The organism is Antarctobacter heliothermus (assembly GCF_900188425.1).
GTDB lineage: Bacteria > Pseudomonadota > Alphaproteobacteria > Rhodobacterales > Rhodobacteraceae > Antarctobacter > Antarctobacter heliothermus.
Map to the genome: position 1 here is coordinate 1 of NZ_FZON01000008.1, position 25,916 is coordinate 25,916.

21 protein-coding genes and 2 pseudogenes are annotated in these 25,916 nt (G+C 62.1%); 8 read left to right on the forward strand and 15 right to left on the reverse strand.

Annotated elements, in window-relative coordinates; translation table 11 throughout:
• A pseudogene (locus CHB90_RS05995) lies at positions 1-314 on the forward strand (transposase); the annotation flags it as partial.
• Here the strand turns inward: CHB90_RS05995 and CHB90_RS06000 are convergent.
• Both CHB90_RS06000 and clpB read right to left on the reverse strand, forming a co-directional pair.
• Positions 297-731: pseudogene (locus CHB90_RS06000) on the reverse strand (IS5 family transposase); the annotation flags it as partial. The pseudogenes CHB90_RS05995 and CHB90_RS06000 sit on opposite strands and share 18 nt — an antisense overlap.
• A 439-nt stretch (positions 732-1,170) precedes the next feature.
• Complete coding sequence (gene clpB, locus CHB90_RS06005) at positions 1,171-3,786, reverse strand: ATP-dependent chaperone ClpB (RefSeq protein WP_089276957.1); 2,616 nt, start codon at positions 3,784-3,786, stop codon at positions 1,171-1,173.
• 200 nt (positions 3,787-3,986) lie between these two features.
• Here clpB and pyrF point away from each other — a divergent pair, with 200 nt between their 5' ends.
• Both pyrF and CHB90_RS06015 read left to right on the forward strand, forming a co-directional pair.
• Positions 3,987-4,715, forward strand: a complete 729-nt coding sequence (gene pyrF, locus CHB90_RS06010; protein WP_089276958.1) for an orotidine-5'-phosphate decarboxylase — start codon at positions 3,987-3,989, stop codon at positions 4,713-4,715.
• A 232-nt stretch (positions 4,716-4,947) separates the two neighbouring features.
• Positions 4,948-5,193 carry a hypothetical protein gene (locus CHB90_RS06015; protein WP_089276959.1) on the forward strand — a complete coding sequence of 82 codons (246 nt, stop codon included), beginning with the start codon at positions 4,948-4,950 and terminating at the stop codon, positions 5,191-5,193.
• An 87-nt stretch (positions 5,194-5,280) separates the two neighbouring features.
• Here the strand turns inward: CHB90_RS06015 and CHB90_RS06020 are convergent, their stop codons facing one another.
• Positions 5,281-5,727, reverse strand: a complete 447-nt coding sequence (locus CHB90_RS06020) for an NUDIX hydrolase (protein ID WP_089276960.1) — start codon at positions 5,725-5,727, stop codon at positions 5,281-5,283.
• A gap of 34 nt (positions 5,728-5,761) precedes the next feature.
• Here CHB90_RS06020 and CHB90_RS06025 point away from each other — a divergent pair, with 34 nt between their 5' ends.
• Positions 5,762-7,015 (forward strand): DNA polymerase IV, encoded by a 1,254-nt coding sequence (locus tag CHB90_RS06025; RefSeq protein WP_089277055.1) that lies wholly within the window; start codon positions 5,762-5,764, stop codon positions 7,013-7,015.
• A 3-nt stretch (positions 7,016-7,018) separates the two neighbouring features.
• Here CHB90_RS06025 and CHB90_RS06030 read toward each other — a convergent pair whose 3' ends face one another.
• From CHB90_RS06030 to CHB90_RS06050, 5 genes are all read right to left on the reverse strand, one after another.
• Complete coding sequence (locus CHB90_RS06030; protein ID WP_089276961.1) at positions 7,019-7,348, reverse strand: DUF3775 domain-containing protein; 330 nt, start codon at positions 7,346-7,348, stop codon at positions 7,019-7,021.
• A 63-nt stretch (positions 7,349-7,411) separates the two neighbouring features.
• On the reverse strand, positions 7,412-8,143 hold the full coding sequence (locus tag CHB90_RS06035) for an SDR family NAD(P)-dependent oxidoreductase (protein WP_089276962.1): 732 nt from the start codon (positions 8,141-8,143) through the stop codon (positions 7,412-7,414).
• Positions 8,140-8,709: a DUF3833 domain-containing protein gene (locus tag CHB90_RS06040; protein WP_089276963.1), complete on the reverse strand. Its 570-nt coding sequence runs from the start codon at positions 8,707-8,709 to the stop codon at positions 8,140-8,142. The genes CHB90_RS06035 and CHB90_RS06040 overlap by 4 nt, the downstream gene beginning before the upstream one ends.
• Complete coding sequence (locus CHB90_RS06045) at positions 8,709-9,494, reverse strand: DUF1365 domain-containing protein (RefSeq protein WP_089276964.1); 786 nt, start codon at positions 9,492-9,494, stop codon at positions 8,709-8,711. The genes CHB90_RS06040 and CHB90_RS06045 overlap by 1 nt, the downstream gene beginning before the upstream one ends.
• Positions 9,491-10,786, reverse strand: a complete 1,296-nt coding sequence (locus CHB90_RS06050) for an NAD(P)/FAD-dependent oxidoreductase (RefSeq protein WP_089276965.1) — start codon at positions 10,784-10,786, stop codon at positions 9,491-9,493. Before CHB90_RS06050 ends, CHB90_RS06045 begins: the two co-directional genes overlap by 4 nt.
• A gap of 239 nt (positions 10,787-11,025) precedes the next feature.
• Here CHB90_RS06050 and CHB90_RS06055 point away from each other — a divergent pair, with 239 nt between their 5' ends.
• Positions 11,026-11,580 carry a sigma-70 family RNA polymerase sigma factor gene (locus tag CHB90_RS06055; protein ID WP_245823178.1) on the forward strand — a complete coding sequence of 185 codons (555 nt, stop codon included), beginning with the start codon at positions 11,026-11,028 and terminating at the stop codon, positions 11,578-11,580.
• Between the two features lie 7 nt (positions 11,581-11,587).
• Positions 11,588-12,238, forward strand: coding sequence for a ChrR family anti-sigma-E factor (locus tag CHB90_RS06060; protein WP_089276967.1), 651 nt, complete (start codon positions 11,588-11,590; stop codon positions 12,236-12,238).
• A 75-nt stretch (positions 12,239-12,313) separates the two neighbouring features.
• Here the strand turns inward: CHB90_RS06060 and lpdA are convergent, their stop codons facing one another.
• From lpdA to mutL, 5 genes are all read right to left on the reverse strand, one after another.
• A complete protein-coding gene (gene lpdA, locus CHB90_RS06065) occupies positions 12,314-14,050 on the reverse strand; it encodes a dihydrolipoyl dehydrogenase (protein WP_170940992.1) in 1,737 nt (578 codons plus the stop codon).
• A gap of 10 nt (positions 14,051-14,060) precedes the next feature.
• Complete coding sequence (gene aceF, locus CHB90_RS06070; RefSeq protein ID WP_089276969.1) at positions 14,061-15,323, reverse strand: dihydrolipoyllysine-residue acetyltransferase; 1,263 nt, start codon at positions 15,321-15,323, stop codon at positions 14,061-14,063.
• A gap of 25 nt (positions 15,324-15,348) precedes the next feature.
• The gene (aceE, locus tag CHB90_RS06075) at positions 15,349-18,006 is read right to left on the reverse strand and encodes a pyruvate dehydrogenase (acetyl-transferring), homodimeric type (RefSeq protein ID WP_089276970.1); all 2,658 of its coding nucleotides are present in this window, start codon (positions 18,004-18,006) and stop codon (positions 15,349-15,351) included.
• Positions 18,007-18,474: 468 nt separating this feature from the next.
• Entirely contained in the window at positions 18,475-19,644 is a 1,170-nt protein-coding gene (locus CHB90_RS06080) for a DNA recombination protein RmuC (protein WP_089276971.1), read from the reverse strand.
• Entirely contained in the window at positions 19,641-21,485 is a 1,845-nt protein-coding gene (gene mutL / locus CHB90_RS06085; protein WP_089276972.1) for a DNA mismatch repair endonuclease MutL, read from the reverse strand. Before mutL ends, CHB90_RS06080 begins: the two co-directional genes overlap by 4 nt.
• Positions 21,486-22,154: 669 nt before the next feature.
• On the opposite strand from mutL, the gene CHB90_RS06090 reads away from it, so the two are divergent.
• Positions 22,155-22,532: a rhodanese-like domain-containing protein gene (locus CHB90_RS06090; protein ID WP_089276973.1), complete on the forward strand. Its 378-nt coding sequence runs from the start codon at positions 22,155-22,157 to the stop codon at positions 22,530-22,532.
• A gap of 104 nt (positions 22,533-22,636) precedes the next feature.
• A complete protein-coding gene (locus CHB90_RS06095; protein WP_170940993.1) occupies positions 22,637-23,362 on the forward strand; it encodes a SpoIIAA family protein in 726 nt (241 codons plus the stop codon).
• 3 nt (positions 23,363-23,365) lie between these two features.
• Here the strand turns inward: CHB90_RS06095 and CHB90_RS06100 are convergent, their stop codons facing one another.
• Positions 23,366-24,766, reverse strand: a complete 1,401-nt coding sequence (locus CHB90_RS06100; protein ID WP_089276975.1) for an aspartate aminotransferase family protein — start codon at positions 24,764-24,766, stop codon at positions 23,366-23,368.
• Positions 24,767-25,108: 342 nt separating this feature from the next.
• Positions 25,109-25,771 carry a GntR family transcriptional regulator gene (locus tag CHB90_RS06105; RefSeq protein ID WP_089276976.1) on the reverse strand — a complete coding sequence of 221 codons (663 nt, stop codon included), beginning with the start codon at positions 25,769-25,771 and terminating at the stop codon, positions 25,109-25,111.
• Positions 25,772-25,916 lie beyond the last annotated feature (145 nt).

Genomic DNA, 25,916 nt, shown 5'->3' on the forward strand with positions numbered 1-25,916 from the left:
AGCACGGCGGCACGAAACGCCGTCTATGGCGCAAGATCCACATCGGCGTCGACGAAAAGACGCTGGAGATCCGAGCCATCGAGGTCACCGGAAGCAACGTCGGGGACTCGCCCATGCTGCCCGAGTTGCTCAACCAGATCCCCGCCGACGTCGAGATAGGATCGATCACCGCCGACGGAGCCTACGATACGCGCAAGTGCCATGACGCCGTCGCCAACCGCGGCGCCCATGCCGTCATACCGCCGCGCAAGAATGCCAAGCCGTGGAAGCCATCGACTGCAGGGGCTATCGCTCGGAACGAGGCGTTTCGCGCCACCATGCTTGCGCGCATGCCACTCGCCCTCGCCCTCCGCCTTGATACCGGTGCTGTCGATCAGAAGGTTCAGCGGCCCCTGGGAGCCCCGGTAGGGGATGGTCACGGCCAGGGTCTTCTGCCGCCTGCTCAGCGTGCTGAAATCTGGTACCGCCCAGTCGAGGCCGACCAGCCGTAGCAGGCTCTCGACGAACCCGGTCGTCTGCCGGAGCGCCATGCCGAAGAGGACTTTCATCGTCAGGCACGTTTGAATCGCGGCATCGCTATACTGTGGCTGTCGGCCTCGCTTGCCGGTCGGCGGCGGCACCCAGGTCATGTCCCGGTCGAACCAGATCGTCAGGGAGCCGCGCTGTTTCAGCGCTTCGTTGTAGGCCGGCCAGTTTTTGGTCTTGTAGCTCGGCGGAATGGGTCTGCTCATGCAGGCCAGCTACCACGCTGGGTTCACGAGATGAATCCCTCACCCGGCCTTTGCGCAACAAAGCCTTTCTTACCCATCAAACCCGCCTTGCTTTCATTAGATCTATGAAAGCCAGCACATCCATGTTTCGCGGTCAAATAGATATTCGCATTTCAGTGCATTCCAAGACCGAAACCATTCCTGAGGCGAAAGACTGCTTCACGCCCAAAACAACGCAGTACACCTGCGCCTCACCGGTCCCCCGGGGCTCCGCCCGTTCGAGCCTCGAAGGCTCCACTGGAGCCTTCGCCGCTACGCGGACCGGCCCGAACCCCTAACAAATCCTAAAAACGTCTCTGTAACCCATTGATTTCTAACACCCCCAAAGCTGTCCACATGTGGACACGAAAAAAGGCGGGGTTTCCCCCGCCTTTCTGGTAAAGCTTTCGAGTCCCCAAAATCAGTGGACCACGGCATCGTCCGGCTTGGGCCTGTTCGAGGCCCCCACCCGGTCGCCAATCAACAGCCCGTCCGAGCCCGCCGACACCACGACCAGATCGCCATCCGCCACGTCGCCAGCCAAAAGCATCTCAGCCAAGGGATTTTGCAGCGCCCGCTGGATCACCCTTTTCAAAGGCCGCGCGCCAAACACAGGGTCATACCCCTCATCCGCCAGCCAGGCCTTGGCCGCATCGTCCAGCTCCAGCCGGATCTTCCGCGCCGCCAACCGCTTGAGCAGCCGCGCCAGCTGAATATCGACGATGCCCGCCATATCCTCCCGCTTGAGCCGGTCAAAGATGATCGTCTCATCCAGTCGGTTCAGGAACTCCGGCCGGAAATGCGCCCGCACCGCGTCCATCACGTCCCGCCGCGCCGGTGCCGGGTCGGCCCCCTCAGGCATTTGGCTGAGCGCCTGAGACCCAAGGTTCGACGTCAGGATGATCAGCGTCTGCTTGAAGTCCACAGTCCGCCCCTGACCATCGGTCAACACCCCATCGTCCAGCACCTGAAGCAGCACGTTGAACACGTCCGGGTGCGCCTTTTCGACCTCATCGAACAGCACGACCTGATAAGGCCTGCGCCGCACAGCCTCGGTCAGCACACCGCCCTCATCATAGCCCACGTACCCCGGAGGCGCCCCGATCAGACGGGCAACCGCGTGTTTCTCCATGTACTCGGACATATCAATCCGAACCATCGCGTTGTCATCGTCAAACAGGAACTCCGCCACGGCCTTGGTCAGCTCGGTCTTGCCGACGCCCGTGGGCCCGAGGAACAGGAACGAGCCCAGGGGCCGGTTCTCGTCGTTCAGACCCGCCCGCGCGCGACGCACCGCGCTGGACAGCGCCGCCACCGCCTGGCTTTGGCCGATCACCCGCTTGTGCAGGGCATCCTCCATCCTGAGCAGCTTTTCCCGGTCGCCTTCCAGCATCTTGGAGGTCGGGATGCCGGTCCAGCGCTCGACAACGCTGGCGATATGTTCCGGCAGAACCGCCTCTTCAACCATGACGTCTTCTTCGGCGCCTTCAGCCTCCACCAGCTTGCGCTCCAGCTCTGGGATGCGCCCGTATTGCAGCTCACCCGCCTTGGCAAAGTTACCGTCCCGCTTGGCCGATTCCAGTTCGGCGCGCAGGTGGTCCAGCTCTTCCTTGATGTCACGGGCTGAGGCCAGCTTGTCCCGCTCTGCCTGCCAACGAGCCGTCATCTCGGACGATTGCTGTTGCAGTTCGGACAGATCCTTTTCCAGCTTGGACAGCCGGTCCTTGGACGCCTGATCGTCCTCCGTACGCAGCGCCTCGACCTCGATCTGCTTTTGCAGGATGTCGCGGTCCAAAGCGTCCAGTTCCTCGGGTTTGGAATCCACCTCCATCCGCAGACGGCTGGCGGCCTCATCCATCAGGTCGATCGCCTTGTCCGGCAGGAAACGGTCGGTGATATAGCGGTGCGACAGCGTCGCCGAAGTCACAAGGGCCGCGTCCGAGATCCGCACACCGTGGTGCAGCTCGTACTTTTCCTTGATGCCGCGCAGAATCGAGATCGTGTCCTCGACCGTCGGTTCCTCGACCATCACAGGCTGGAAACGCCGCGCAAGGGCCGCGTCCTTTTCGACGTGTTTGCGGTATTCGTCCAGCGTGGTCGCCCCGACGCAGTGCAGCTCACCGCGCGCAAGCGCCGGTTTCAGCAGGTTCGACGCATCCATCGCGCCGTCCGCCTTACCCGCGCCAACCAGCGTGTGCATCTCGTCGATGAACAGGATGATTTCACCGGCGGCAGAGGTCACTTCGGAGAGGATCGACTTCAGCCGTTCCTCGAACTCACCACGGTACTTGGCCCCCGCAATCAGCGCGCCCATGTCCAGCGACAGCAGCTTTTTGTTCTTGAGGCTTTCAGGCACGTCGCCGTTGATGATCCGCAGGGCAAGGCCCTCGGCAATCGCGGTTTTACCCACGCCCGGCTCCCCGATCAGCACCGGGTTGTTCTTGGTCCGGCGACTGAGCACCTGCATGGTGCGACGGATTTCCTCGTCCCGACCGATGATCGGGTCGATCTTGCCCTCGCGGGCGCGCTCGGTCAGGTCCATCGTGAATTTCTTCAGCGACTCGTAGGTATCTTCGGCTGTGGCGGTGTCCGCCGTGCGCCCCTTGCGCACATCGTTGATCGCCTCGTTCAGCTTTTGCGGCGTGACATTGCCCGCCTCCAGCGCCTCTTTGGCCGGGCTGCGCACCATGGCCAGCGCGGTCAGCATCCGTTCGACCGGGACAAAGCTATCGCCCGCCTTGCTTGCCAATTTTTCGGCCTCATCCAGCACTTTGCCGGTGGCTGAATCCAGATAGACTTGACCCGCATCGCCGGAAACCTTGGGAATCTTGGCGAGTTTGGTGTCCAGCACCTGAACCACGCGTTCCGGCGCACCGCCCGATGCCTTGATCAGGTTCGTGGCCAAGCCTTCTTCGTCATCCATCAATGCCTTGAGCAGATGTTCGGGTGCCAGTTTCTGATGGCTTTCCCGCATCGCGATTGTCTGGGCGGCCTGAATGAAACCGCGCGCGCGCTCTGTGAACTTCTCCAAGTTCATGGTCTGTCTCCTTCCAACAAGCGCCCCTGTGAATGCGCCGCGCCTGCCGTGCAGCGCGCGGTCCCGTCGGGGCCTCACACCCAAGATGGCCCTGCGACGCAGTCGGTTCAAGGGAGCAGCGTTGCAAAATAGCAACGCCAGCGGTCTTGACCTTGGTGGCGCGGGCTTTCATGAGATTTCAACCAGCCGCCCAGAAGGAAATGCACATGTCCGATGACCGTTTGATCGTAGCCCTTGACGTGCCGAACGTGATCGCCGGGCTCGACCTTGTCAGCCGATTGGGGGACGCCGTGTCCTTTTACAAGATAGGGTTGGGGATGCTGACCGGCGGCGGTCTGGCGCTGGCAAATGAGTTGAAGCACGAGCACGGCAAGCGCATCTTCATTGACCTGAAACTTTTCGACATCGGCGCCACGATCGAGGCCGCAGTGCGCGGCGTCGCGCAATTCGATCTCGATTTCCTGACCGTTCACGGCGACCCTTATGTGGTGCGCGCCGCCAAGGAGGGGGCCGCCGGATCGCAGACCAAGATCCTTGCTGTCACCATTCTGACCTCACTCGACCGCGCCGATCTGGACGGCGCGCTGATCAAGGACGGCGCAATCCCCGATCTGGTGACAGAGCGTGCGGGCCGCGCGCTGGAGGCCGGGGCCGACGGGGTGATCTGTTCGCCGAACGAGGCAGCACTTGTGCGCGCCTTGCCAGAGGCCGAAGGCCGGTTGATCGTCACGCCCGGCGTGCGCCCCGCCGGTGCAGATGTGGGTGATCAAAAGCGTATCGCGACCCCGGCGCAGGCCATTCGTGATGGAGTCGACCACATCGTCGTTGGCCGCCCCATCCACCGCGCGCCTGATGCGCACGCCGCCGCACAGGCCATCCTGACCGAGATGATCTCTCCTCAGGCGCAACGGCCCAACGGCCCGCGCTGACAGCGCTGCGCAGCGTCCCACATTCGCGAAACGCCTGAGCCTGAGGATTGTTCCGACTGACGGACTGCCCGGCATCGAGCCGCCGATTCCAACGCCCATAGGCGAAACTCCGCCCAAAAAGCATCAAAAGCGGGGAATTCCTGACCTGTGCCCCTGATGAAACACTGCCACAGTGTTCCTACGTCTACTGCATAAGCCCGATCAAAAAAGGGCATGAGGTTAGGAGACCATCATGAGCACATGGACCCCCCGCATCGATCAGGTGCGTTACAACGCCACCGAACAGTGTTTCGAGGCCCTTGTCACGGTCGTCACCCCGCAGGGGCTCTTGCGGGTTGCAAGCCAGTATGTGGCCCCGATCACAACCGAATTCGAAGAGGCCGCACGCGGGCTCTGGATGCGCGCCCGCCTGTCGCTGGGCACGCCCGAGCACCTGCAACTGCGCGAAGCTGCGGTAGAGATGCCCAGCGCTGCCTGACGTTCCGGCTCAGTTACACGCCTGTATGAGCCGCACCGCCGCCCCCTTGTCCCTCGGGTGCCGCGGTAGACTGCCGGGATCCGCGCCCTATCCTGCGGGTCCCGGCCCTTTTGCCAGATAATCACGCAAGATATCCCGAAAATGCGGGATCGCATCGCTTGCGTCGACAAAGCGTTCGGGCAGCATCACATCCCAACCTTCGCCCTCATCCCCAAAGACCACGTCATCAATCACGCCTGCGGGCAGATGCGCGGCAAAAAACCAGCTGACCTTGCCCGCGTCATCGCGCAGATGCACCGGCAGCAATTGGGCCTTGCTCAGGGTCAGTCCCAGTTCCTCCTGGGTTTCGCGGATGGCGCAGGCCTCGGGTGTCTCGTCGCCGTCTCGCTCACCCCCCGGAAAATCCAGATAGCCCGGCCAGGGGATGGACGGCTTGCGGTCCCGCCTCAACACGATCAGATCCGCGCCTGCGAACAGTATCAGTTTGGCACCGGAAAAGACCTGCCTTGGGTCGATTGGTTCTGGATCGCTCATGGCGTCCCCTTCTGCATCGGCGTATATTCGGACCATGCCCGCCCTATGCCGCGATTGTCTGACCCAGTTCGATGCAGGCCCGCGCTGCCCGGCCTGCGGGCGGCCCCGTGTCCTGCGCCATGACGAATTGTGGAACCTGTCCATTGCCCATATGGACTGCGACGCATTTTACGCAAGCGTGGAAAAGCGCGACAACCCGGAACTGGCCGACAAACCTGTGATCATCGGCGGCGGGCGGCGTGGCGTTGTGTCGACCGCCTGCTATGTGGCACGCATTCGCGGCGTCCGGTCCGCCATGCCGATGTTCAAGGCGCTGGACCTGTGCCCCGATGCGGTGGTCGTCAAACCGCGCATGTCCGTCTACGTCGAAGTCAGCCGCCAGATCCGCGCCTTGATGGAGGAATTGACCCCCGCGATTGAACCGCTGTCGCTGGATGAGGCGTTTCTGGACCTCACCGGCACCGCGCGGCTGCACGGTGCGCCGCCCGCCGTCATGCTGGCGCGCCTGGTCAAACGCATGAAGGAGGAACTGGGCGTGACTGGCTCTATCGGACTGTCGCACAACAAGTTTCTCGCCAAGATCGCCTCTGACCTTGATAAACCCCGCGGCTTTGCGGTGATCGGTCAGGCGGAAACGCAGGAGTTTTTGCGGCCCAAACCGATCCGCCTGATCTGGGGCGTTGGACAGGTTTCGCAGGATTCGCTGGAGCGTAGCGGCATCCGCACGTTCGAAGACCTGTTGCGCTGGGAAAAACGCGATCTGATGGTGCGCTTTGGGTCCATGGGCGAACGGCTCTGGCATCTGGCGCGCGGGCAGGATCAGCGCCGGGTGACGCGCAACGCCCCGATGAAGTCGATCTCGAATGAAACCACATTCAACGAGGACACCGCCGATCCGGACATCCTTGACGGGCATCTCTGGCGCATGGCGGAAAAGGCATCCGATCGCGCCAAGGCCAAGGGCCTGGCGGGCCGGGTTGTCACGCTGAAACTGCGCCGGTCGGATTTCCGCGTCGTCAGCCGCAGACAGTCCCTGCCGGACGCCACCCAGATCGCCGACCGCATCTACCGGGTGGCGCGCGGCCTGTTTGACCAGATGCCCGCCGGGCAATCCTATCGCCTGATCGGGGCGGGCATTTCGGATCTGGTGCCAGAGGCGCAGGCCGACATGTCCGGCGATCTGCTGGACCCGCAGGCCGAGGCCCGCGCCAAGGCCGAGCGGGCCACCGATGCGATCCGGGCAAAGTTCGGTGCAAACGCGATCCTCAAGGGCCGCACATTGCGCTGACGCCTAGTCGTGGCTGCCCAGCACCTCATCCTCTTCGCCCGTGGCGTCATAGCCATAAGCCTCAAGACCGGCTTCAAGGTTGTCTGCCAGGTGCGGCGTGCCGATCAGGTAATCCGCCGTGGGCGTTGTCGCCTCGGTTACGGCTGTCTGATAGGCCTCATCCCAGTCCTCGGCCTCAAACGCGCCGCGGCCAACCCACATCACTGCGACCAAAGCCGCCTGTTCTTCGACGTCCATCCGGTCGATGAGGCCCCGCAGTTCGCCTTCGGCGCGGCCCAACTCGCGGGCCATAACGATGACGGCTGCCACTTTGCTCGGGCTGATGTTCTGCATCTCGCGTCTCCTCACTGTTCGCTGGACAGGCTAGACACCACAAATAGGCGCCTCTCTTTGATCCTACGCAAACAGACGGAAGTAAAGCCAGTCCGGCAACAGTTGACTGCCCCGAAACAAAAGCGAAAAGGCACGCGGAAAGGCGCGTTGGAACCGGCTGCCCGACATGTGACGGAAACAAATGTCCGCCGCCTGCTCGGGGTCCATGATGAATGGCATGGTAAAGTCGTTCTTTTCGGTCAGCCGCGTCTTGATGTAACCCGGCACCAGCAGTTGCACGTCAACGCCTGTCTTGCGCAGATCGGCATACAGCGATTCCGCCAGCGCCATGACCCCGGCCTTGGACGACACATAGGCCGCCGCACCCGGCAAGCCGCGATAGCCTGACAGCGACCCGGTCAACACGATGTGCCCCCGGTCGCGCGCCACAAAACGCGGCACCACGACCCCGGCCAACCGCATAGCCCCGGTAAAGTTCACATCCGCCATGGTGTTGGCCTGCTCGGCGTCCCAGTCCTGTGCGCCAAACGGCCAATAGACACCGGCCACCTGGATCATGCCGTCAATTTCGCCGTTTGTTGCCGCCACCCGTTCCAGCGCCTCGGCGTTGGTCACGTCCACCGGCGCCACATGTGCGGGACCGGGCAGATCATCTGCCAGGGCGCGCAGCTTGTCTTCGGACCGCGCGCTCAGGATCAGGTCAACACCCTCACGGCTCAGCCGATGCGCCAGCGCCTGTCCCAATCCCTCACTGGCACCGACCAGCCAATATCGCTTGCCTTTCCAATCCCTCACGCCGAGGACTCCTTGCGGCGCATGGTGGCAACCAGTTCAGCCACCTTGATGCCGAATTTGCGAAACTGAGAGCGGTTCACGATGGTCCCGTTCGGGGCAAGATACATCCAGTCGGTGGTGTCCAGAACATGCCCGCCCGCGTCTTCGTCCAGTCGGATGCGATAGCGTAGCTGCACCGTTGGCCCGCTTTGCTGGCCTTGCCCCTCTCCCACCAGATCCGGCGCGGTGGCGCGAATGTGACCGTCATTACCAAGGACAAGCGTCCACTGCCGGTGCTGTTCGCTACCGGACTCGTAGCGGAAATGTTCGTCCATCACGCCCCGGTTGCCGTCCCAACGCGCCTCCATATCCGCCACAAACCGCGAAGTCACACGGCCCGTCGGGCCGTAGATCACGCCTTCGCAGATCATCGGCCCGTTCAGATGTGTGCGCAGGTCAAACACCTCTCCTGTGGCATTGGCATAGTCGGCAGGCCGCTGCGCCATGAACCCGAAGTACCGAACGCGCAGATAGACGAGGACAACAACAGCCGCCGCCCCCAGCGCAACCAAGGTGAATGTGTTCATCATGATGCCTCCTTGATGCGGGTGCTGGGTGTATGGCCGCTGACCTCATGTGCCGGGGGGGCCGGGCGCCTACGATACGCCGCCCCCTTCCACCACAGTTTCAGCGCCTGCCAGTGAATCAGGGCCAGAACGCGGCGCGCGCCAAACGGGCGGCGCAGGGCAGAGCGTAGGATACGCCCGTTGGTCAACGGCTGGCGCGGCCCGCAAAGCGTGGCGATCAGCCCGCCGTTTTCATGGGTGTAGTCGATCCAGATTCCAACGCGATCGGCCTGGATATCGAACCGAAAGACATAGTGTCCTTCGACCGGCTGAAACGGCGAGACATGAAAGACCTTGCGCGCCGATATGTGATCCTGCGCCGTTATTGGCGATCCGTCAGCATGCACGCATAGGTAAGAGTGCCGGTCGCCAAAGGTATTCGACACTTCGGCAATTACGGCCCGCAAATCATCCCCGTCATAGGCCAGCCAAAAAGACGCCGGGTTGAACACATGGCCCAGAAGGCGCGGCTGCGCCAACAGCATCAGTGGCCCGTCACAGTCAATGTCATGCGCGGCCAGCACTTCGCGCGCCCAGACCGCGCCGCGCCCCTGCCCCGGCGCACCGCCGTGATCGCGGTCGCGCAACGCGGTGACATTGCCCCGATTGCGGGAAAACAACAGCGGCCCGCTCACCTCTGCCTCGGCGTCCAGCATCACGCAATCGACCGAGTAGCGAAAGCCATTGGCCACCGCCCCCTTGCGCCCGTGATAGGTGTGCCCCCGGATCAGATCGATGTCGCTCATGCCGCCTCCTGTACTGTGCCGCGCGCAAGGATCGCGCCCGCCACATCCGCCGCACTCGCCAGCCCGTCCTCGTGAAAGCCGTTCTTCATCCAGGCCCCGCAAAACCATGTCCCCGAGGTGCCGTTCATCGCCGCCACTGCGCGCTGCGCCTCCAAGGCGCCAAGGTCGAACACCGGATGGCGAAGAGTGACCTCATCATAGATGAGCTCCTCACGGATCGCGCGGGTGGAGTTGAGCGTGACAAACATCGGATCGTCCAGCGGGATCGGTTGCAGACAGTTCATCCAATAGGTCAGATCTATGGCGTTCATTTCCTTGCGCGCTGTTTCTGTATAATTCCACGACGACCAACAGGCCCGCCGCTTTGGCATCACCGAGGCATCACCATGCAGCACCACGCGGTTCGGCTGATAGGCAATCTTGCCCAGCGCGGCGCGTTCCTCTGGTCGGGCGTCGGACAACAAGCGTAGGGTGTCATCGGAATGGGTGGCAAAGACCACTTCATCGAACAGCTCCCATCCGCCGCCTTCTGCGCGCACCTCGACCCCGGCCGCCACGCGACGCACCCCCGCGATTGGCGCACCCAGCCGCATTTGCACGCCCTGCGCCACCATCGCCCGCCCCAAGCGGGACACATACTGCTCAGATCCGCCCTGCACCGTGTACCACTGGTGTTGACCCGTGTGGCTCAGCAACGCGTGGTTCTCAAAGAAACGGATCAGCGCATAGGCCGGAAAATCAAGGATCTTTTCCGTCGGCGTCGACCAGATCGCCCCCGACAGCGGCAATAGGTAGTGGTCACGGAACCAATCGCCTGTGCCCATCCGATCAAGGAAATCCCGAAGCGAGACTGACGGGTCGCGCGCCTGATCCAACGCCCGCGCGTTGAACTTCATGATGTCGCGGATCATGCCCAGAAAGCGCGGGTTCAGCGCATTGCGCTTTTGCGCAAACACCGCCCGCAGATCACGCAGGCCGTATTCCATCGCCCCGCCCCGCAGGCTGGCCGAAAAGCTCATGTCTGACTTGGCAACCGGCACATCCAGCCGCGCAAACAGATCGGTCAGCAGCGGATAGTTGGCGTAGTTGAACACGATAAACCCGGTATCGACCGGCTGATCCCCGTTGCGCCCCGCCATCCGGGTGCGGGCATGACCGCCAAGGCGCGGCTCTGCCTCAAACAGGGTCACGCGATGCTGGTCGCCCAACATATGCGCCGCCCCCATGCCAGAGATGCCGCCACCGATCACGGCGATAGTTCGGGGGATGGCCGGGGTGGCTTCGAATGGCATGATGTTTTGCGTCCCATGGTCGTTTGCGTTGATCAGTTTACGAACCGGCACCGCAGGCGGATGTAAAAAAAGAAAAAAACTTTGCGCCCGAAAGTGATCCGGGCACGCGGGTCCGGCGTAAACAGCTTATGATTGGCGCAATAGAAACTCTCGATCCCTGCGACGCTTCGTTTGTTGCGACCTTGCCGCCAAAGCGGCATGTCAGGACAAAGCACCATAAAGGGAGGGAACGCGCGGCGGTGGAACAGACAAAAGCCGACACACATGATTGGACAGCGGTCCTGGTCCGCATTCGCGATGACCGGGATGAGACTGCGTTTGTCGAGTTGTTCCGCCATTTTGCCCCACGTCTAAAGGCTTTCCTGATGCGATCTGGCGGTGATCCGGCCTTGGCAGAGGAATGCGCGCAAGAGGTGATGGCGACAGTCTGGCAAAAGTCGGCGCAGTTTGATCCAGCGCGCGCCTCTGTCGCGACCTGGATCTTTACCATCGCACGAAACCGCCGAATTGACGCCCTGCGCAAACAAAAACGGCCGGAACCTGAGGATTTGCCTTGGGGACCAGAGGCCGAGCCGGATCAGGAGGACCAGCTGGGCCTCCAGCAAGACACGGAAACCTTGACAGAGGCTATGGCCGCGCTCCCCTCAAAACAGCGGGATTTGATCGAAAAGGCTTATTTCGGCGATCTGACGCACAACGAAATCGCCGATCTGACCGGCCTGCCTTTAGGCACAATCAAATCCCGTATACGTCTGGCGCTGCAGCGCCTGCGCCACGCAATGGACAGAAAGTAACGACGCGATGACCACCATCACCCATCACCTGACCGATGACCTGATCCTGGGGTATTCCGCAGGCACGCTGCCTGAGGCGGTCAATCTCATCATCGCGACGCATATCTCACTTTGTGACGAATGCCGCGCCGCGATAGAGGCGCAAGATGCTGTAGGCGGCGCCGTGTTGGACACCATCGGGGAAATGCCCGTGTCGGATGCCTTTCTTGACGGCGCACTGTCGATGATCCGGGGCGGCGATTTCGCCCCCTCGCCGCGCCCGATCAAGATCGCTCAGGATGCGGTCGCCCCAGCGCCGCTGCGCGATTACATCGGCGGCACGCTGGACGATGTCAAATGGCGCCCCATCGGTATGGGCGTAAAGCAGGCAATCCTGCCCACCTCTCGTGAGGCCACGGCACGGCTATTGTTCATCCCTGCGGGCACGGCGATGCCGGATCATGGCCATCGCGGACTGGAATTGACACTGGTTCTGCAAGGCGCGTTTCAGGACGACGAAGGCTGTTTCCGGCGTGGTGACATCGAGATTGCCGATGAGGATCTGCACCATACGCCCGTCGCCGACATATCCGAGGACTGTATCTGTCTTGCCGTGACGGACGCGCCGCTACGGCTCAAGGGGCTGGCGCGGCTGGCGCAACCGTTCCTGCGGATCTGATCCCGCTGCGGGCAGCACACCAAACACGAAAGGGCGGGGAAATTCCCCGCCCTTCCTTTTTGGATTGACTGCCCCTTAGTGCTTGCGCTTTTTCGGCGGCATCAGGTCGGTGATTGTGCCCTCGAACATCTCGGCGGCAAAGTTCACCGTTTCCGACAGCGTCGGGTGCGGGTGGATCGTGTGGCCAAGGTCCACCGCGTCGGCCCCCATCTCGATGGCCAAAGCGGCCTCCGAAATCAGGTCGCCCGCGTTGGTGCCCACGATGCAGGCGCCGATGATGCGGTCGTCTTCGGGATCGAACAGCAGCTTGGTGATGCCCTCGCTGCGGCCATTCGACAGCGATTTGCCCGAAGCCGCCCAAGGGAACACACCCTTTTCGTACTTGATGCCCTTCGCCTTGGCGTCGTTCTCGGTCACACCGCACCACGCGACCTCTGGATCGGTGTAGGCAACGCTTGGGATCAGGTTGGCATCAAAGAACCGCTTGTGTCCGGCGCAGACCTCTGCCGCCACCTTGCCCTCGTGCACCGCCTTGTGCGCCAGCATCGGCTGGCCCACCACGTCGCCGATGGCAAAGATATGGTTCACGCCGGTGCGCTGCTGCTTGTCCACCGCGATGAAACCACGGTCGTCCACGGCAACCCCTGCCTTGTCGGCGTCGATCAGCTTGCCGTTGGGCTTGCGGCCCACTGCGACCAGCACCTTGTCGAAGGTATCCGAAAAGCTCTCACCCTTGTCATCTTCAAAAGTGACTTTCAGCCCCTCATCCAACGCCTCGACCGCCGTGACTTTGGTCTTGAGGAAGATGTTCTCATACCGGCCCTTGATGCGGGTCATCAGCGGTTTGACGATGTCCTTGTCGGCACCGGGAATGATCTGGTCCATCAGTTCGACAACCGTGATCTTGGACCCCAGCGCGTCATAGACACAAGCCATTTCCAGCCCGATGATCCCGCCGCCCAGCACCAGCATCCGGCCCGGAATGTCTGCCAGTTCCAGCGCGCCAGTGCTGTCGATCACCCGCGGGTCGTCATGCGGGATGAACGGCAGCGCCACGGGTTCGGACCCCGCCGCGATGATGCACTGGTCAAAGGATACGGTGGTCACACCGTCGTCGCCCTGCACCTCGATCATGTTGGGGCCAGAGAACTTGCCGAACCCACGCACAACCTGCACCTTGCGTCCCTTGGAAAGCCCGTCCAGACCGCCGGTCAGCTTGCCGACAACGCTGTCCTTGAAGGCGCGCAGTTCATCAAGGTTGATTTCGGGCTTGGCAAAGCTGATGCCATGCGATCCCATTTCCTCGGCCTCGGTGATGACCTTGGCAACGTGCAACAGCGCCTTGGACGGGATGCAGCCCACATTCAGACAGACACCGCCAAGCCGATCATATTTCTCGATCAGCACGGTTTTCTTGCCCAGGTCGGCGGCGCGGAACGCCGCCGTATAGCCGCCGGGACCGGAACCCAGAACAACCACCTCGGCATGTACGTCACCGGGGCCAGAGGCGGTGCCGGTGGCGGCAACCTGCTTGGGGGCTTCGGCGGCGGGCGCGTCGTCCTTGGGGGCCGCATCCTTGGCGTCCGCGCCTTCCAGCACAAGGATCACCGATCCTTCGCCAACGCGGTCGCCTTCCTTGACCTTGATCTCGGTGACCTTGCCCGCTGCGGGCGAAGGCACCTCCATCGTGGCCTTGTCGGATTCCAGTTCGATCAGCGGGTCTTCTTCGCTGACCACATCGCCCACGCTGACCAGTACGGCAACGACGGGCACATCGGCGAAATCACCGATATCGGGTACTTTGACATCCATCGTGTTCACCTCACCACATCAACTTGCGCATGTCGCCCAGCAGCGTCTTGAGCGTCACGGTAAACCGCGCGGCCAAGGCGCCATCGACGGCACGGTGATCATAGGACAACGACAGCGGCTGCATCAGGCGCGGCACAAATTCCTCACCGTTCCAGACCGGCGCCATCTTGGACCGGGTCAGGCCTAGGATTGCCACCTCTGGCGCGTTCACGATGGGCGTGAACGAGGTGCCGCCGATCCCGCCGAGCGACGAGATGGTAAAGGTGGCGCCCTGCATGTCCTTGGATTTGAGGTTGCCCTCACGCGCGGCCTTGGACAGGTCCATCAACTCTTTCGAGATGTCGACCAGGCCCTTGCGATCCGCGTCCTTGATCACCGGAACCATCAGGCCGTTAGGCGTGTCCGCCGCAAAGCCGATGTTGTAGAAGTCCTTTTTGATCAGCTTGTCGCCGTCGGGATGGATCGACGAGTTGAATTCCCAATGGGTTTTCAATGCCGATACAGACGCCTTGATCACAAAGGACAACAGCGTGACGCGATAGCCGTTTTCCTTGGCGTGGGTGTCCATCTCTTTCCGGTACTTGTCCAGATCGGTGATGTCCGCCTCATCATTGTGGGTGACATGCGGGATGTTCAGCCACGACCGGTGCAGCGCCGGGCCAGAGATCTTTTTGATGCGGGGCATCTCGATCTCTTCGATGGGGCCGAACTTGGAGAAGTCCACCGCCGGGATCGGCGGGATACCCGTGCCGCCCGACACAGCGCCGCCGCCAGCAGCCGCCGCTGGAACGGTCTGCGCCTTCAGCGCCTTTTCCACGTCTTCGCGCAGGATACGGCCCTTGCGGCCCGATCCGTTCACCTTGTTCAGGTCCACCTCTACGCGGCGCGCATAGGCGCGCACCGACGGCGAGGCGTGAACCTTGGAGAACCCGGCATCCGTCACCGGCGCGGGGGCTGGGGCCGCTGCCGGGGCGTCGGCCTTGGGCGCGTCAGCCTTTGGGGCCTCTTCCTTGGTTTCATCCTTGGCCGCGGGCGCGTCTGACGCCTCGACGATCAATAGCACTGCGCCCTCAGAGACCTTGTCACCCTCGGCAACCTTGATCTCTTTCACCACACCCGCTGCCGACGACGGCACCTCCATCGTTGCCTTGTCGGATTCCAGTTCGACAATCGGGTCTTCCAGCGCAATCGTGTCACCGACGCTCACCAGAATGGTCACCACCGGCACTTCGTCGAAATCGCCGATATCCGGCACCTTAACTTCTACAGTCATTCGTCAATTCTCCTCGTGCCGCCGGTCAAACCAGACGCGGGTTCGGCTTGCCGCCGTCAATGTCGTATTTCTTCAGAGCCGCCTGCAGATCCTTTTCGGACACGGCACCCTCACGGAACAGATCCACCATCGCGGCTGCCGCGATATGGTTTGCGTCCACCTCAAAGAATCGCCGCAGGTTCACCCGGCTGTCCGAGCGGCCAAAGCCGTCGGTGCCCAGAACCGTAAAGCGGTTCGTGACCGCGCCCCGGATCTGTTCGGCGTAGTTTTTCATATAGTCGGTGGCGACGATGATCGGCCCCTGCGCATTGGTCAGCGTTTGCGTTGCGTAGGGCACCCGCTCTTCGGCGAAGGGGTTCAGGCGGTTGTGGCGCTCACAGTCCTGAAAGTCGCGGGCCAGTTCGTTGAACGAGGTCGCCGACCAGATATCGGAGGTGACGCCAAAGTCGTCCTCCAGCATCTGCGCCGCCTTCAGCGCCTGCACAAGGATCGTGCCAGAGCCCATCAGGTTGACGTGCTTTTTCGCCGGTTTGGCCGTTTTCTTGAAACGGTACAGACCTTTGATGATGCCCTCTTCGGACCCCATCGGCATGTCGGGATGCTGATAGTTTTCGTTCATCAGGGTCAGGTAGAAATAGACATCTTCCTGATCGACGAACATCCGCTGCAACCCGTGCTGCACGATCACCGCGACCTCATAGCTGAAGGTCGGGTCATAGCTGATGCAGTTCGGGATTGTGCCAGCCAGGATATGGCTGTGGCCGTCTTCGTGCTGCAAGCCCTCGCCATTCAGCGTGGTGCGTCCGGCGGTGCCGCCCAGCATAAAGCCACGCGCCCGGCTGTCGCCCGCCGCCCAAGCCAGATCGCCGATCCGCTGGAACCCGAACATCGAGTAGTAAATGTAGAACGGGATCATTGGGATGCCGTGGTTGGAATAGGCGGTCGCCGCCGCGATCCAGTCGGCCATGGCACCCGCTTCGTTGATGCCTTCCTGAAGCACCTGACCGGATTCAGACTCCTTGTAGTAGGACATCTGTTCGCGATCTTCGGGCGTGTATTGCTGGCCCTTGGGGTTGTAGATCCCGACAGAGCGGAACAGCCCCTCCATACCAAATGTGCGGCTTTCATCCGGAACGATCGGGACAACCTGTTTGCCGATCTTCTTGTCCCGCAGCAGCGTGGTCAGAATCCGGACAAAGGCCATGGTGGTGGAGATTTCGCGGTCGCCGGTCGACTCCAGCTGGCCCTTGAACTTGTCCAGTCCGGGGATTTCCAGCTTGGGCGATTCCGTCTCACGCTTGGGGAAGGATCCACCCAGTTCCTTGCGCCGTTCGGCCATATAGGCCTTTTGCGCGTTGTTCAGGGACACAAAGGGGATGTCCTTGTCCAGTTCTTCGTCTGTGACCGGGATCTTGAACCGGTCGCGCATCGCCTTGAGCTGGTCCAGCTGCATCTTCTTTTGCTGGTGGGTGGTGTTCTGGCCTTCGCCAGCGGTGCCCATGCCATAGCCCTTGACCGTCTTGACCAACAGCAAGGTCGGCTGGCCCTCAGCCTCTGTCGCGCGTTTGAAGGCGTTGTAGACCTTTTTCGGGTCATGCCCGCCACGCCGCAGCGCCCAGATCTGGTCGTCGGTCCAGTCCTTCACCAGTTCGGCAGTCTCCGGGTATTTGCCGAAGAAGTTCTTGCGGATATAGGCACCGTCCTTGGATTTGAACGTCTGATAGTCGCCGTCGATGGTCTCATCCATCAACTGACGCAATTTGCCGCTGGTGTCCTGTTCCAGCAGATCGTCCCAGCCTTTGCCCCAGAGCAGCTTGATCACGTCCCAGCCGGAGCCACGGAAATTGCCCTCCAGCTCTTGCACGATCTTGGAGTTGCCGCGCACTGGACCGTCAAGGCGTTGCAGGTTGCAGTTCACGACAAAGATTAGGTTATCCAAACCCTCACGCGCCGCCAGATGGATCGCGCCCAGCGATTCCGGTTCGTCCATCTCGCCGTCGCCCAGGAACGCCCAGACCTTGCGGTCCTGCTTTTCGATCAGGCCCCGGTTTTCGAGGTATTTCATGAACCGCGCCTGGTAGATCGCCATCAGCGGACCAAGGCCCATGCTGACGGTCGGGAACTGCCAGTAGTCGGGCATCAGCCAGGGGTGCGGGTAGGACGACAAACCGCCGCCCGCGACCTCTGAGCGGAAATTCTTCAGCTCTTCGACGCTGATCCGGCCTTCCATAAAGGAGCGGGCGTAGATGCCGGGGATCACGTGGCCCTGAAAGAACACCAGATCGCCGCCGTGGATGGCGGACTTGGCGCGCCAGAAGTGGTTCAGACCAATGTCATACAGCGCGGCAGAAGAGGCAAACGACGCGATGTGACCGCCGTATTCGCTCGATTCCTTGTTGCGCTTGACCACGGTCGCCATGGCGTTCCAGCGGTTGATGGTGCGGATGCGCCATTCCATCTCTGTGTCGCCGGGGATCTCGACCTCATCATCGGGCGAGATGGTGTTCTGATAGGGGGTGGTGGCCGAGAAGGGCAGTTTCGCGCCTGCCGCCCGTGCCCGTTGTACCGCCTTGTCGAGCAGATAGTGAGCGCGGTCCGCCCCATAACGCTCGATCACATCCTCGATCGCGTCTTGCCATTCCTGGCTCTCGACGGGATCGACGTCCTGCGGAGTGTCTTTCATATGCCCTCTTCCCTTTCTTGCAGCCAGCGCGGCGCAATTTGGTTTAGCGTTGAACTACTTTTGGGAAGGCTGAAATGAATGGTGTATTCACCATCTCCGTCGACTCCTCCCAAAGTTGACCCTGCGTGTAACAGCCCTGTGTGCCTTGCGGCAGGCGCATGCATGCATAGCCTCCATGCATGCGGCGCATGGCAAATGTTTAGCCTTAAACCATCAGGCGTTCGCATTGTGACGTGTCCTCCCGCCCCGGATTGGGGCAGCGCCGGGCACGCAGGCGCGGTGCGGTCTCTGGTGTCCACATCCCCGTTGCCGCGCGTTCCGGCGATTCTTGTTTCAGTATAGCGTGCTAAACCGGCATCAGTTCAACCGGTTACTTGGCCATCGGCAGGAAAACCTATAGCGCTAACATCCCATCCCGCCCAATCACACCCCAACGCCGGATCGCACCCGGCCAAAGGGGAGGAATGGCTACTCCGCTGGATCGCCCAGGCGCAACACCCGCCCCGGCGTTGCAACGGGGGTTTCCAGGTCTTCGAAATCGAACTGATCCAGACGCCGCGCACGTTTGCCGGCCTTGTCGGCGCTGATCTTGATGTCCTCAATGTCCCGCGCCGCCTGGCCAAAGTGCCTGTCCAGATTTGCCACCCGCGACGTCAGCCGTTCCACATCCCCGTACAGCGCGGCCAATTCCTTGCGGATCGCGCCTGCCTGTTCCTTCATCCGGGCATCTTTCAGAACCGCGCGCATGGTGTTCAGCGTCGCCATGCAGGTCGTGGGGGACACGATCCAGACTCGCGCATCGAACCCCTCGCGCACCACGTCGGGAAAGTTCCCGTGCAGTTCGGCATAGACCGCCTCGGACGGCAGGAACATCAGCGCACCGTCCGCGGTTTCGCCCTCAAGAATATAGCGCGCACTGATATCGCGGATGTGTTTGCGCACCGACATGCGGAACGCCTGTGCTGCCCGGGCACGCATCTCTTTCCCCTCGGCCTGCATCAAGGCCTCATAGCCTTCCAGCGGGAACTTGGCGTCCACCACGATTGGTCCCGGCGGGTTGGGAAGATGAATCAAACAGTCCGCACGACGCCCGTTCGTCAGGGTCGCCTGCAAGGTAAACCCGTCCGGCGGCAACGCCTTGGTCACGATCTCGCGCAGTTGGATCTCACCAAAGGCGCCGCGCGTCTGTTTGTTCGACAGGATGTCCTGCAAGGACAGCACGTCGCTCGACAGTTTGGTGATATTGGCCTGTGCCTTGTCGATGGATTGAAGGCGCTCGCGCAATTGTCCCAGACTATGCGCCGTGCGACGGGCAGAGCCGTGCAGCGTCTCGCCCATGCGGTCCTGCACCTCGGCCAGGCGCCGCTCCATCATCTCCAGCATGGCGGTCTGGCTGGTTGTCTGCGCCTCTGATACATGGTGCAGACCGCCCGCCAGCCGCTCTTGCCCGTCGGACAGATTTTGCACGCGGGCGGACAGATGGCTGACGTGTTGCAGGACGGGTTCCGACAGACGTGCCGCCCGCCGCGCCCCGCGCGCCGCCTGCCAGAGCAGCAACAAGACCAGCACGGCAAAGCCCAGCGCAGCCAGAGTCAGAGGGTCATCCAACCTGTAGGACGCATCGCCGATCTGGATCATGTGCGCCCGAACAGCCTTTCGATGTCCGACAGTTTCAGCTCCACATAGGTGGGCCGCCCGTGGTTGCACTGACCGGAATGCGGCGTCGCCTCCATCTCGCGCAACAGCGCGTTCATCTCTTCGGCGCGCATGACGCGGCCCGACCGGATTGAGCCGTGACAGGCCATGCGCGACAGGATCGCCTCTATCCGTTCCTGCAACAGACCACTATTGCCAAGGTCCGACAGCTCATCAAGGATGTCGTGGATCAGTGCGGCGGCATCGATCTCACCCAGGATGGCGGGCGTTTCGCGCACCGCGATGGCCCCCGCGCCAAAGGGCTCGATCCGTAGGCCCATGCGGTCCAGATCATCCGCCCGCGACAGCAGGTGCGCGGCGTCGTCCGGCGACAGGTCCACCACCTCAGGGATCAGCAGGCCCTGCGCGGGCACGCCCTTTTCCGCCATCTGGTGTTTCAGTTTTTCATAGACAAGCCGTTCGTGCGCGGCGTGCTGGTCGACGATGACAATGCCATCCTCGGTCTGGGCGAAAATGTAGTTCTCATGCACCTGGCCACGCGCCGCGCCCAATGGCAGTGAGACCGCGCCACGGACCTGGTCCGGGGACTCGGCGATGTCTGCGGGTGTCTCGACCACCCGTCCCGAATAGTCGCCGCCGAAATCGGCAAAGCCCGGAGCCTGCGCCGCATAGGACGCCTGACGCCCCCCCCCGGACGGTCGGTCCATCTGATAGACCCGCGCCGCGCCGGGGTGCTCTGTCCGGAACGCGCCCAGCGTCGCCCCCGCCACCGTGGTCGAGGCGCGATGCCCGGCCTCTGCCAGCGCGTGCCGCAGGCCGGACACGATCAACCCGCGCACCACTCCCGGCTCGCGAAAGCGCACCTCGGACTTGGCCGGATGGACGTTCACGTCCACACGGTGCGGATCACAGTCGACAAATAGCGCCACCGCCGGGTGACGGTCCCGCGACAGGAAATCCTGATAGGCCCCGCGCAGCGCGCCAATCAACATCTTGTCCCGCACGGGACGCCCATTCACAAACAGGAACTGCGCCACGGCAGAGCCGCGTGAGTAGGTCGGCAGAGCAGCATAGCCAGTCAGCCGCACCTCTTCGCGCTCCGCATCTATGGGCAGCGCATTGTCGACAAACTCCGCGCCCATGACACGCCCCAGCCGTCCGCGCAGCGCGTCGAACAAATCGCCGGTTTCAGGTTCGACGCGAAAGGTCACCCGCTCTTGCCCGCCGGTCACATCGCGCAGGGTAAAGCCAACGGACGGCTCCGCCATCGCCAGCCGCTTGATCGTGTCGGAAATTGCCATCGTCTCGGCCCGATCCGAGCGCAGGAATTTCAGCCGCGCGGGAGTGGCATAAAACAGGTCGCGCAGCGTCACGACCGTTCCGGCGTTCACAGCACAGGGCTTGACGCCCCCGGACACCCCTCCGTTCACGGCGATCTCGGCACCGGCCTCTCCGCTTGCGCGGCTCTGCACCGTCAGGCGCCCCACCGCCCCCAGCGAGGGCAGCGCTTCTCCGCGAAAGCCGAAAGAATGAATGTTGAGCAGATCACTTCCGTCAATCTTGGACGTCGCATGGCGCGACAGCGCCAGCGGCAGATCCTCGGGCGACATGCCACAGCCGTCGTCGGCCACGCGGATCAGCGTCTTGCCGCCATCGGCAATGTCGATCTTTACCCGTCGCGCCCCGGCGTCAATGGCGTTCTCGACCAGCTCTTTGACAGCAGAGGCAGGCCGCTCCACCACCTCGCCAGCGGCAATGCGGTTGATGGCAGCCTCGTCAAGCTGTTGGATAAGCGGGCGGATATTGCGGTCTACAGCATTCATGCCACAAGACTTAGCAGGCTTTGCGCGATTCTGAAAAGCCCAGTCGCAAGCAACCGGCACGATGTGGCGCGACGTTCACGATATACGACGAAAGTATCGTAATAATTGAACGTATGCCCCCTATTCGGTGAAAGATTGTTGCGTTAACCTTTAGATGCGACAAATACAAGGAAGCGAACATGCTAGTGCCCCTGATTACGTTTGAGACAATCTCGGCCATCTATGGCGATGCGTTCGCCAAGACATGGTTCCGCCCCGTCTCGGCGATCAAGAAGACTTTTTGATACGCTCCTGCCCCGGCGGACCGCCGGGGCATCAGGCCTGCCGCTTTTTGCTCCGCACACCTCGGATCACGCTGCGCAACACTCCGTGCGCCTCTCCGCTGAAACCGCTGACAGGCTGACGCCTTTTCGGGGCAGACCATCCTGTCGCCCACGTTTCGCCATCCTTCAAATCAGTGCATGAATCAGCGCCGCATTCCGTCCCCTCGCGGCGCAAAACAATCTTTTGCGATCTCCCGGCCTTTTCCGACCTCAAGGAACAAGGGTAGCTTGTACTGCGTTTTGCATTCTCCTAACTGAATATCTCAGGCGACAGGAGAGAAAGACAGCAGCGCGGCGGATCAGCCGCCCCAAGTTTCCAGACGTCATTTTTTGAGGACATGAACACATGAAAACCGAAACCACAGGCGACGCCACATTCGAGACATGGACCGTGGATGAAGTCGCCAAGGGCATCGCCGACCACGCCATCGTCGTGATAGATGTGCGCACGCCGCAGGAATACATGTTCGAACACATCGAAGGTGCGTTCCTCATGCCGCTCGCCTTTTTCAAGGCCGACGCCCTGCCCGGCCAGTCCGACAAGCGAATTGTCTTTCACTGCGGCTCTGGCGTGCGGTCGGAAAAAGTCTCGCGCGCGGCCATCGACGCGGGCATCAAACAAATCGCCCATATGGAGGGCGGGTTCGGCGCGTGGAAAGCGGCGAAGAAGCCCTACGTCGGCACCAACATGGCCACCGGCGCGCCGCAACGCGTGGACGGCTGATCAACCAGGCATCACCCGCCCTGTTGTAGCGTGTGTTAAAACGCTGAATGCCCCAACGCGCACGATGCGCGCGAGCCCGTCTCAAATCCAGTCAGGAGTATGCCATGATTTCCGTGCAGCCAATTGGCGATAGAGGTCTGTATGAGGTCCGCGTGTCCGGCGTCGTGACCGACATAGACTATGAACAGATGCTGATGCCCGCGCTTGATCAGGCGATTGAGGATCACGACCGCATCCGCGTTCTGGTGATCTTTGACGCGGATTTTGAGGATTTCACGCTGGGCGCCATGTTGGACGATGCCCGTATGGGCCTGCGCCACTGGCGCGGGTTTGACCGGCTCGCCATTGTTTCGCAACGGCCCTGGATTCGGCGGGCCGCCAGCGGTCTGGGGGTCATGCTGCCCTGCCCTGTGCGCGTCTTTCCTCTGGAAGAGACAGACGATGCGCGGCGCTGGCTGACGGAATCGCTTGGCGCAATCCACCAGACCGATCTGGGCGACGGTGTGCTGCACCTGCAATTGCGCGGACAGCTCGACAGTTCAATCTATGCCGAGGAAACCGAGGATCTGAATGCGTTCATCCGCGCCAACGACCGCTTTCGCCTGCTGATCGACGCGCGGGATTTCGATGGCTGGCAGGGCATGGCCGCGCTGTTCGAACACCTCAAGGTGGTGCGTGAGCACTATCGCCTGATCGACCGTGCCGCCATTGTGGGCAATTCTGGCTGGCAAAGGCTGGGTGAAAAGGTGCTTGGCCGCCTGAGTGGGGCCAAGACCAGGTTTTTCAAGGCAGACGCCATCGAACAGGCGAAGGACTGGATCAAGTCCTGACGATCAGACCGGGGCGGCCTGCATCAGGCCGTCCTTCTGCAACCGCTCCAATGCCTCGTCCAGGCTGAGGCGCGCGCGCGTCACCAGCGTGTCGATCTCGTCCTTGGAAATCACCAGCGGCGGCGAAATCACCATACGGTCGCCGACGTGCCGCATGATCAGGTTGTTGGCGAAACTGCGTTCGCGGCAGATGAACCCGGCGGTGCCAGCATCTGCGGAAAACGCCGCCCGCGTCGCCTTGTCCGGGGTCAGCGCAAGGCTGCCCATCATGCCGACGATCTTGATCTCGCCCACCAGCGGATGGTCGGCCAGGCTCTCGAACCGCTCTTTCAGGTAGGGCGCGGTTTCGTCCCGCACGCGGTCAACAATCCCCTCTTCCTCCAGAATGCGAAGGTTTTCCAACGCAACTGCGCAGGCGACCGGGTGGCCGGAATAGGTGTAGCCGTGATTGAACTCTGTGTTGCCGATCACGCCGGCGACCTTGTCCGACACAATCGACGCGCCGATGGGCTGATAGCCAGACGACAGACCCTTGGCGACGGTCATGATGTCGGGTGTGATGCCGAATGTCTCACTGCCGAACCAGTTGCCGGTGCGGCCAAAGCCACAGATCACCTCATCCGCGATCAGCAGGATGTCGTATTTGTCGACGATGCGCTGGATCTCGGGCCAGTAGGTGTCCGGCGGAATGATCACGCCACCGGCGCCCTGCACGGGTTCCGCGATAAAGGCGGCGACCTTGTCCGGACCAATCTCAAGGATGGCAGTTTCCAACGCCTGCGCACGTTCCAACCCAAATGCCTCGGGTGTGCTATACCCCCCCTCAGCCCACCAATGCGGTTGGTCGATATGGTGAATGCCGGGGATCGGCATGCCGCCCTGCGCGTGCATCCCCTTCATTCCGCCAAGCGACCCCGACCCGACGGATGACCCGTGGTAGCCGTTCCAGCGCGAGATGATGACCTGCCGCTCTGGCTGGCCCTTTTCTTGCCAGTAGGTACGAACCATGCGCAGGTTGGTATCGTTCGCCTCTGACCCCGATCCGGCAAAGAAGACGTGGTTCAGGTCACCGGGCGCCAGTTCCGCCAGTTTCGCGGCAAGGTTCAGTGCGGGCACATGGCTGGTCTGGAAAAACGTGTTGTAGAACGGCAGATCCAGCATCTGACGATACGCGGCATCGGCCAGTTCGGTGCGGCCATATCCGACGTTCACGCACCAAAGGCCGGCCATTCCGTCCAGAATGCGGTTGCCGTCACTGTCGGTCAGCCAGCAGCCATCCGCGCGCGTGATGATCCGCGCGCCTTTCTCGGCCAGTTCGGCACCATGAGTGAAGGGATGCATATGGTGCGCGGCATCCAGCGCCTGAAGTTCGGCGGTAGGCGAATTGGGGGTCAGGATCGTCATGCGGGGCCTCCGGAAATGGTGAGGCGCAGAATATGATCAAATTATGGGAAGTCAATCGAATCAGGCTCTGCAGGCCCCGCCTTGCCGAGCCGGTGGCCTAGGTGTCGTTCCGCAGGAACGGCAACCGGCCACCCCCCTCCATTCCGGACGCCCCCTCACCGCGCAAGCCCCGCCTTCCAAGGCCGGTGGCCAAGGTGTCGCCCCAAAGGAACGGCGACCGGCCACACCCATCTGCTCTGGACGCAACACACGACCCGCCCTGCAAGGTTGAAAGCCAAGGACTCGCTACGTCATTCACCGTCTTATTGGCATCTTGGGATCTGCGCCTGGAACCCGGTCACCTCAAAGACTGCTCAGTACCACGTCCATCCCCTGCGCAAGATCTTCTTCGATGGCGCGCGCCGCCATCGCACCGTCGCCCGCCGCCAATGCCCGGACCAGATCCTTGTGACAATCCGGCAGGTGCCGCGTGCCAACCTGCCCGCAGACCACTCGCAGCGACGGCCCGAACCGCAGCCACAAAGAATCCGCCAGCGCGGTCATGATCGGGGCCTCGGCCATCTCATTGAGACAGGCGTGAAACCTATGGTTTTCACGCAGATAGCCCTCAATGTCCCCGCGCTGGATCGCTTGATCCAGTTGTGCATCTATTGCGGCCAATCGTGCCACATCCTCTGCATTGGCCCGGTCTGCCGCCCGCATCGCCAACCGTGGCTCCAATGCCAACCGCACCTCGGTCAACTCTTCGACAAGCGCAGCCGTCAGCACCGGCACCTGAATGCGCCGGTTGCCCATCGCCTGCAACGCGCCCTCGGCGGTCAGTCGGCGGATCGCCTCGCGGACCGGCGTCATTCCGGCGCCCAATCTCTCGACAAGACCCTGAATTGTCACGGGTTCTCCGGGGGTCAGCGCCCCGAACAACACCACCTCGCGTAGCGATCTGTAGACCTGTTCATGCGCGGGCAACCCGGCCTGGGACGTCACCTCTGCCACATTTTCCGCCATCGCCACTCCCCCTTGGCTGTCCCACCTCGACCATCCCTTGCGCAGGACATCGGGCCGTGGAACCATCGCGCATGTTGCACGACGGCGCAACTTATGATCAAAAATTGGGGACGGGGCGCAAAAAGACCCCCCGACACCAACGGGA